This window comes from bacterium, from assembly GCA_021372775.1.
Lineage (GTDB): Bacteria > Acidobacteriota > Polarisedimenticolia > J045 > J045 > JAJFTU01.
In genome coordinates this window covers 23,164-30,200 of sequence record JAJFTU010000464.1, presented here as the reverse complement: position 1 = coordinate 30,200, position 7,037 = coordinate 23,164, and the positions used below count along the sequence as shown (strand labels likewise).

The 7,037-nt window shown below is 71.9% G+C and carries 8 protein-coding genes; 2 read left to right on the top strand and 6 right to left on the bottom strand.

The window, feature by feature from the left end:
- Positions 1 to 10: 10 nt before the first annotated feature.
- The 6 genes from LLG88_15945 to LLG88_15920 all read right to left on the bottom strand — a co-directional run bounded on the left by LLG88_15945 (position 11) and on the right by LLG88_15920 (position 5,473).
- The gene (locus tag LLG88_15945) at positions 11 to 424 is read right to left on the bottom strand and encodes a response regulator (protein ID MCE5248402.1); all 414 of its coding nucleotides are present in this window, start codon (positions 422 to 424) and stop codon (positions 11 to 13) included.
- An 18-nt stretch (positions 425 to 442) separates the two neighbouring features.
- Complete coding sequence (locus LLG88_15940; GenBank protein ID MCE5248401.1) at positions 443 to 925, bottom strand: chemotaxis protein CheD; 483 nt, start codon at positions 923 to 925, stop codon at positions 443 to 445.
- 13 nt (positions 926 to 938) lie between these two features.
- Positions 939 to 1,844 (bottom strand): protein-glutamate O-methyltransferase, encoded by a 906-nt coding sequence (locus tag LLG88_15935; protein MCE5248400.1) that lies wholly within the window; start codon positions 1,842 to 1,844, stop codon positions 939 to 941.
- Positions 1,841 to 2,404, bottom strand: a complete 564-nt coding sequence (locus tag LLG88_15930) for a chemotaxis protein CheW (protein MCE5248399.1) — start codon at positions 2,402 to 2,404, stop codon at positions 1,841 to 1,843. Before LLG88_15930 ends, LLG88_15935 begins: the two co-directional genes overlap by 4 nt.
- 26 nt (positions 2,405 to 2,430) lie before the next feature.
- Complete coding sequence (locus LLG88_15925) at positions 2,431 to 4,791, bottom strand: chemotaxis protein CheA (protein MCE5248398.1); 2,361 nt, start codon at positions 4,789 to 4,791, stop codon at positions 2,431 to 2,433.
- Between the two features lie 238 nt (positions 4,792 to 5,029).
- Entirely contained in the window at positions 5,030 to 5,473 is a 444-nt protein-coding gene (locus tag LLG88_15920) for a DUF1841 family protein (protein MCE5248397.1), read from the bottom strand.
- 95 nt (positions 5,474 to 5,568) lie between these two features.
- Between LLG88_15920 and LLG88_15915 the strand changes: the two genes are divergently transcribed.
- Both LLG88_15915 and LLG88_15910 read left to right on the top strand, forming a co-directional pair.
- Positions 5,569 to 6,114: an O-acetyl-ADP-ribose deacetylase gene (locus tag LLG88_15915; protein MCE5248396.1), complete on the top strand. Its 546-nt coding sequence runs from the start codon at positions 5,569 to 5,571 to the stop codon at positions 6,112 to 6,114.
- An 81-nt stretch (positions 6,115 to 6,195) separates the two neighbouring features.
- Entirely contained in the window at positions 6,196 to 7,035 is an 840-nt protein-coding gene (locus LLG88_15910; protein MCE5248395.1) for a helix-turn-helix domain-containing protein, read from the top strand.
- Positions 7,036 to 7,037: the final 2 nt, after the last annotated feature.

Below are 7,037 nucleotides of genomic sequence, written 5' to 3'. Positions count from 1 at the left end.
GGCGGCGGCGTCAGAAAGAGAGTTCGCCAGTCGGTCCGTCGTCATGGATCTCGGCTCCCGTCAGTTTGACGATCGTTTCCTTGAGCGTGGCGGGATTGAACGGCTTGTGGACGATCGGCACGCCCTTGGCGGCGAGCCGCTCCATCCGCGCGTCGGTGTGGTCGGAGCTGACGACGATCATCTTCAGCCCCTCGAGGGCCGGCTCGGCGCGCACGGCGTCGAGCAGCTCCTCGCCGTTCATCACGGGCATGTTGATGTCCACCAGCGCCAGGTCGACCGGGTTGTTCTCCAGCACGAGCAGCGCCTCCCGGCCGTTTCCCGCGGTCAGGACGGACTCCAACTCCAGCCCGGACAGCCGGAGCGTCTTGATGATGATCGACCTCATCACCGAGCTGTCGTCCACGACGAGCACTTTGATACCCATGGCTTCGGCCCTCTTCGCCTACAAAACCTTCTCGACGCCTTGGACCTTCAACGAGACGCTCCCGTCGGCCAAATCGAGGAGCATCGTGCGCGAGGAGGTCCCCCCCACGTCCTCGGACGTGATCATCACGCCGTTCTTCCACAGCAGCTTGCGCAGCATAACGATATTCCGCTTCCCGATCTGGAAGTAGTCCTCGTCGCCGATCCCCTGCGTCGAGGCGCCGCCCGCGACCTTGAGGTGCATCCGCGACTTCTGGGCCCCGAGCTTGTAGGCCTCGATGAACAGGCGCGGCACGCCGGAATCGACGAACATGTGCGGGTTCTCGGTCGCCTTCTCCGGGTCGATCGACGACTGCGGGAGCATCACGTGCAGCATCCCGCCGACGCCGGCCACCGGGTCGAACACGGTGATCCCGAGACAGCTGCCGAGCGCGTGCGTGATCAGCTGATCGCCGCGCGAGGTCGACAGCTTCATGTCGGCGATGCCGACGACCAGCCGCATCGCGTCGTCTCCCTCAGGCCGGCCGCCGGTAGGTCGCCGGCTGCACGAACTGATAGCGATGCTCGAGCGGCGTCAGGCTCTCCGAATGGCCGACGAAGAGGTAGCCGCCCGGACAGATCAGGTCGAAGAAGCGGTTGACGAGCCGTTCCTGCGTCGGCTTGTCGAAGTAGATCATCACGTTGCGGCAGAAGACGACGTCGAACGGGCCGCGCATCGGCCAGTCCTGCATCAGGTTCAGCCGGGCGAAGGTGACGAGCCGCTTCAGCGCGTCCCCCGCCTCGAACCGCCCCTCGCGCTCCGAGCCGCGGAAGTAGCGCGCGCGGAGCGCCTTGTCCACGCCGTCGAGCTGGTCGGCGCGGTAGCTGCCGCGCGTCGCCGCGGCGATCATCCGCGCCGAGATGTCGGTGGCGAGGATCCGCGCGTCCCACTCGTCGATGTCCGGCAGCGACTCGCGCAGGACCATCGCGATCGTGTACGGCTCCTCCCCCGACGAGCAGGCGGCGCTCCAGACGCGGAGCTTGCGGCCGCGGGCGGCGATCCGCGGCAGCGCCTCGTTCCGCAGGAAGGCGAAGTGCGCCTCCTCGCGGAAGAAGTTCGTCTTGTTCGTCGTGAGGACGTCGATCATCCGCCCCAGTTCCTCGGGATCCCGCTCGACGACGGCGACGTACTCGTCGAACCCCGCGGTCTCGAGGGCGCGGACGCGCTTGATCAGCCGCGACTTGACCAGCTCCCGCTTCTCCGGCGGCAGCTTGATCCCGGCCACGGAGTGGGCCAGCTCCGCCACGCGGCGGAAGGCGCGGTCGGAGAGGTCGGGGACGCGCAGGTCGGACAGGAAGTCCGCCGGCGCGCCGCCGGCCGGCGACGCGTCGCCGCGGGGCGGACCGTCGTGGTCCGCCGCGGCCGCGCCGATCCCCTTCACGCGCCGACGCCCGCCGGCTGCGGCTCGGCCTCGCCGGCCGCCGCCACCGCCTGGATGTCGAGGATCTCGCTGGTCGAAAGGACCTTGTCGATGTCGAGCAGCAGCTTGACCCGCCCTTCCGACTTGCCGATGCCGAGGATGAAGTCGGTGTTCACGTCGGCCCCGAAGGTCGGCGGCTCCTCGATCCGGTCGGCGCCGATGTCGAGGACCTCGGAGACCTTGTCCACGATGATCCCCATCGGCGAGTCCTTGACCTGCACGACGATGATGCAGGTCTCCTCGGTCGCCTCGACCGAGGGCATCCCCAGTTTGAGGCGGAGGTCGACGACCGGGATCACCTTGCCGCGCAGGTTGATCACGCCCCGGATGTGGGTGTGGACGCGCGGGATCGGGGTGATCGGCATCATCCCGATGATCTCGGAGACCCGGAGGATCTCGAGCCCGTACTCCTCCTCGGAGAGGAAGAAGGTGAGGAACTTGCCGCCTTCGGCCGCGGCGCGGCGCCCGGTCCGCCGTTCTTCGGCGGTCTCGGCCGCCGTGGAGATCTGCTGCGTGCTCATCGTCCGTCTCCCCTGTTGGTTCGCCGTCAAGCCACCGCGGCCGGCGCGGCGGACGAGCCGTCCGCCTCGCTCCCGCGCCGGGCCAGCGCGCCCAGACCCGGCGGATCGAGAATCAAGCCCACGCGCCCGTCGCCGAGAATCGCGCCGCCGGAAACGCCGGGGACCTTCGGAACCCCTTCGCCGAGCGACTTGGCGACGATCTGCTGCTGGCCGATGATCTCGTCGGCCAGAAGGGCGTAGTAGCCGCCGCCGTCGCGCACGACCACGAGCAGGCCGCGCGTCGGGTCGTCGATCGCCCCGTCGACGTGGAAGAGGCGCGCGAGGCGGAACAGCGGGATGTGCGCGTCGCTGTACGACACCATCTCGCCCGCGCCGACGACGGTCGAGATCTCCTTGCGGGTCGGCCGGAACGCCTTGGCGATGTTCGCCGTCGGCAGGATGTACCGCTGCCCGCCGACGCGGATCAGCATCCCGTCGGTGATCGCCAGCGTCAGCGGCAGGTAGATCGCGAACGTCGTCCCGCCGCCGAGGCGGGTCGAGATGTCGATCCGGCCGCGCATCCCCTCGACGTTCCGCTTGACGACGTCGAGCCCGACGCCGCGTCCGGAGACGTCGGTCACCTTCTCCGCGGTCGAGAACCCCGGCGCGAAGAGGAGCGACCAGACGTCGTCGTCGGAGAGCCCCTTGTCGCTGTCGATGATCCCCTTGGCCAGCGCCTTGCGGACGATCTTGTCCCGGTCGAGGCCGCGCCCGTCGTCCACGATCGTCACCACGACCGAGCCGCCGGAGTGGCAGGCGGAGAGGTGCACGTGCCCCGTGCGCTCCTTCCCCGCCGCGGCGCGGTCGTCGGGCAGCTCGATCCCGTGGTCCACCGCGTTGCGGATCATGTGGACCAGCGGGTCGCCCACCGCGTCGACCATGTTGCGGTCGATCTCGGTGTCCTCCCCCTCCGACGTGAACTCGACCTCCTTGCCGATCTTCTGCGAGAGGTCGCGCGAGAGGCGGGCCATCTTCTGGAACGTCGACTTGAGCGGGACCATGCGCATCGCCATCGAGAGGTCCTGCAGCTCGCGCACGATCTTGCCCATGTGGGAGGTCTTGCGGGCGAGGTCGAAGTGCGCGCCGTCGCGCACCGTCGGGTCCTGCTCGACCATCGACTGGGCGATCACCAGCTCGCCGACCATCTCGATCAGGCGGTCGAGCCGGTCGGTGCGCACGCGGACCGAGGAGTCCACCGCCGCGTTGCGCAGCTTGTCCAGCTTCTTCTGCTTGCGCAGCGCGTCGGCGACGTCGGTCGCGCCGACGACCCCCGCCTTGACCATCGCCACGCCGAGCTTGTCGTCGCCGCGCGCGTCGGCCACGGCCTGGACGACCTGCGGCTCGACCTTTCCCTCGGCGACGAGGATGTCGGCCATCCGGATGTGCGGCGGCTCGACGTCGTGCTCCTCCGCGGCGGCGCCGGCGGCGATCAGCGCCTCGGGGTCGGCGAGCGCCGAAAGCAGCTCGTCGTAGCCGGCCGGCTTCGACGGCTCCTCGCCGGCCATCGCCGCGTTGAGCGCGAACATCAGCTCCTTGATCGCGTCGGAGGAGCGGAGCGCGAGGTCGGCGTAGATGCCGCCGTAGCGGATCTGCTTGTCGCGCACGCGGGCCAGCAGCGTCTCCGCCTTGTGGGCGAGCGTGGCGACCGACGTGATGTCGACGAAGGCCGACGTCCCCTTGATCGTGTGGAAGGCGCGGAAGACGGTGTTGATCGCCTCCTCGTCCTCGGGGTCGGTCTCCAGCGTGAGCAGGGCCGCCTCGGCGCCCTGCAGCAGCTCGAGGTTCTCCGTGACGTATTCGCCGAGCAGCTCGCGGTCGGCGTCGTCGGGCAGGAGGCGCCAGACGTCCGGGGCGGCCTCGGGCGCGGGGGCGGGCGGAGCGGCCGGCGTCGGCGCCGGCGCGGCGGCGACGGGCGCCGGAGCGGGCGCGCTCGCCTTCGCCGGCGGCGCGGGCGCGGCGACCGCGGGCGCCGACGGGGCGGAGGCCGGCGCGGGCGCCGCGGCGGCCGGACCGAGCGCCATCTTCAGCGCCGCGATCGCCTGCTCCACCGCCGCGCCGCCGGTCGCGCCCTCGCGCACCGTCGAGGCCAGGCCCTTCAGGCTGTCCACGACCAGCGCGCCGAGCGACGCCGCGGCCTCCCCCGGACCGGCGCCGGCGGCCTCGAGGGCGCGCCCGGCGAGGTCCAGCAGCGCCAGGACCCTCGTCCACGACGGCGGTACGGTTCCCTTGGCGTCGTCCAGCGCCCAGCGCAGGTCCGCCGCCCCCTGCCCGCCGGCGGGGCTGCACTTCGCGGCCTGCGCCAGCGCGTGGTCGAGCTGTTCGAGAAATTCGGCTTCGGGCCGTCCCATGTCCGCCTCTCGCTCGATGCGTCGGCGGCGGGCGCCGGCCCAAGGCGCGACTGCTCGCGCCGGACCAGAGACCCCGCCGGACATCATCCCTATCGGACCGGGGGACGGCGGCTTGAGGGGACGGGGCGGGAAAGATCGGGGAGGGCGGCCGGACGCGCGCGGGCGCGCTCGAAGAGGCCCGGCCGAGCGCGGCGAGGCGACGGCGGCGGCGGCGCGGGCCGGCGCGGCCGAGGTCGATTCAGACGGCGCAGCCGAACTCGGCGAGGCGACGGCGGTAGCGTTCCTGATCGAACGGCCCGCGGCGCTTCAGCATGTCGTAGAACTCGAGGATCAGCGCCTCCATGACCTTGTGCTCCGCCTCGTGCGGATCGACGCCCGCCGCGACGAGCCGCTCCAGCGCGGCCTTCGCCTCGGGGGGAGCGCCGGAGGCGACCTGCTCGGCGACGGCGACGTGGTAATGGACGTGAAGGAACGGGTTCGTTCCGGGCTCCGGATCGGCGCCGTCCCAGAACGGACGGAACTGTTTGTGCCGCTCCAGCAGTTCGAGGAGGCGGCGTTCCTCGGGCTTCAGCGACTCCCGCTCGTCGCGCCGCTCCCAGAGCGCGCGCAGCGCCGCGCGGCCGCTCTCGGCGATCGTCTGCATCACGTCCACGTGGTCGTCGTCGCGTCTCTCGTCGCTCATGGTGTTGTAGTGTAGACCACGATCGGCCGGCCGAACGGCATGGGGCCGAGGCCCCGCGCCGCGGCGCGCGGGCGGCGGAAACGGGGGACGACGCGATGGAAGAACGACGCATAGGCGGCGGCGCGATTCGGGTGGCGATGGGCGACCTCACGCAGTTCGCCTGCGACGCGGTTGTCAACGCGGCGAACAGCGCCCTCGCCGGAGGCGGCGGACTGGACGGCGCGATTCACCGCCGCGGCGGCCCGCGGATCATGGAAGAGTGCCGCCGCATCGGCGGCTGCCCCACGGGAAAGGCGGTCGCGACGACCGCGGGCGAGCTTCCCGCGCGGTGGGTCGTCCACGCCGTCGGTCCGGTCTACAACGGCGGCGCGCACGGCGAGCCGGCGCTCCTCGCCTCGGCCTACCGCTCGGCGCTCGCCGTCGCCGACGGCCTCGGCGCGGCGCACGTCGCGCTCCCCGCCATCTCGGCCGGCGTCTACGGCTACCCGCTCGCCGAGGCGGCGGCGATCGCCGTCGAGCAGGCGATCGGGTTCCTCCGCCAGGGCCCCCGCGCCGTCGCGGAGATCACCTTCGTCCTGTTCGGCGAGGCGCCGTACCGCGCGTTCAAGGAGGCGTTGGCGCGGGCCGCCTCGGCCCTCTGATCGTCCCCTCTCGTTGCCGCCCACCCGCGCCCCAATTACCATGGTTGCGGGCGGGGGGGATCGCGACAAGAGGCACCGCCCGTGGATCTGCACCGACGCATCCGAACCCTTCGCCTGCGCCGCGGCCTGACAGGAATGGAGCTGGCGCGGCGCGCGGGGGTGAGTCCGTCGTATGTCTCGCTGATCGAGCACGGCGAGAAGATTCCGTCCGAAGAGGTCGCGGTGAGAATCGCCCGCGCCCTCGGCGAACGGGAGGACGTTTACCGCGTGTGGGCCGCGACGGCCCGCATGGACGAAGCGACGCGGGACGCCGTTTGGCGCCTGCGCGGGGCGGACGCCGAAGCTCAGCGTCTGCCGCGCGGAGGCGCCGACCGGCCGGAAGGCGAGCCGGAGGACGCGGCGCCGGACGGCCGGCGTCCGCCGGGGCGGCCGCGCCTCGCCGAGCGGTACGAGTTCCAGGTCGCGTACAAGCTGGAGGACGACGAGCGCGCGCCGACGCTGCGCGTGCCGCTCGTCGCGCCGGGGGCGACGCCGAAGGACGATCCGCCGCCGCGCGACGAGACGGAAGCGCTCGTCGCGCTCGACGCCCGTCTCGTGGACCGCTCCACCGCCAAGGGTCTCGTGGCGCTTCGGATCGACGAGACGAACGGCAGGGCCGTCGTCTCGTGGCTGCGGCCGCGGGACCTCGTCGTCGTGGACCGCCGCCCGCCCGCCTTCGACCCGGCGCTGATCCACGCCTTCGCGCTCCCCGAGGGGCTGCGCCTCCACCGCGCCGCGCTGGCCGAGGACGCGCTCTGGCTGCTCCCCGACCCGCAGGCCGCGGGCGCGCCGCGGCGCGTCCCGCTCGGCGGCGGGCAGTCGTTCGAGAGCGTTTTTTTCGGGACGGTGATCTGGTCGGCGCGGATCTGGCCGCTCGGCTGAGC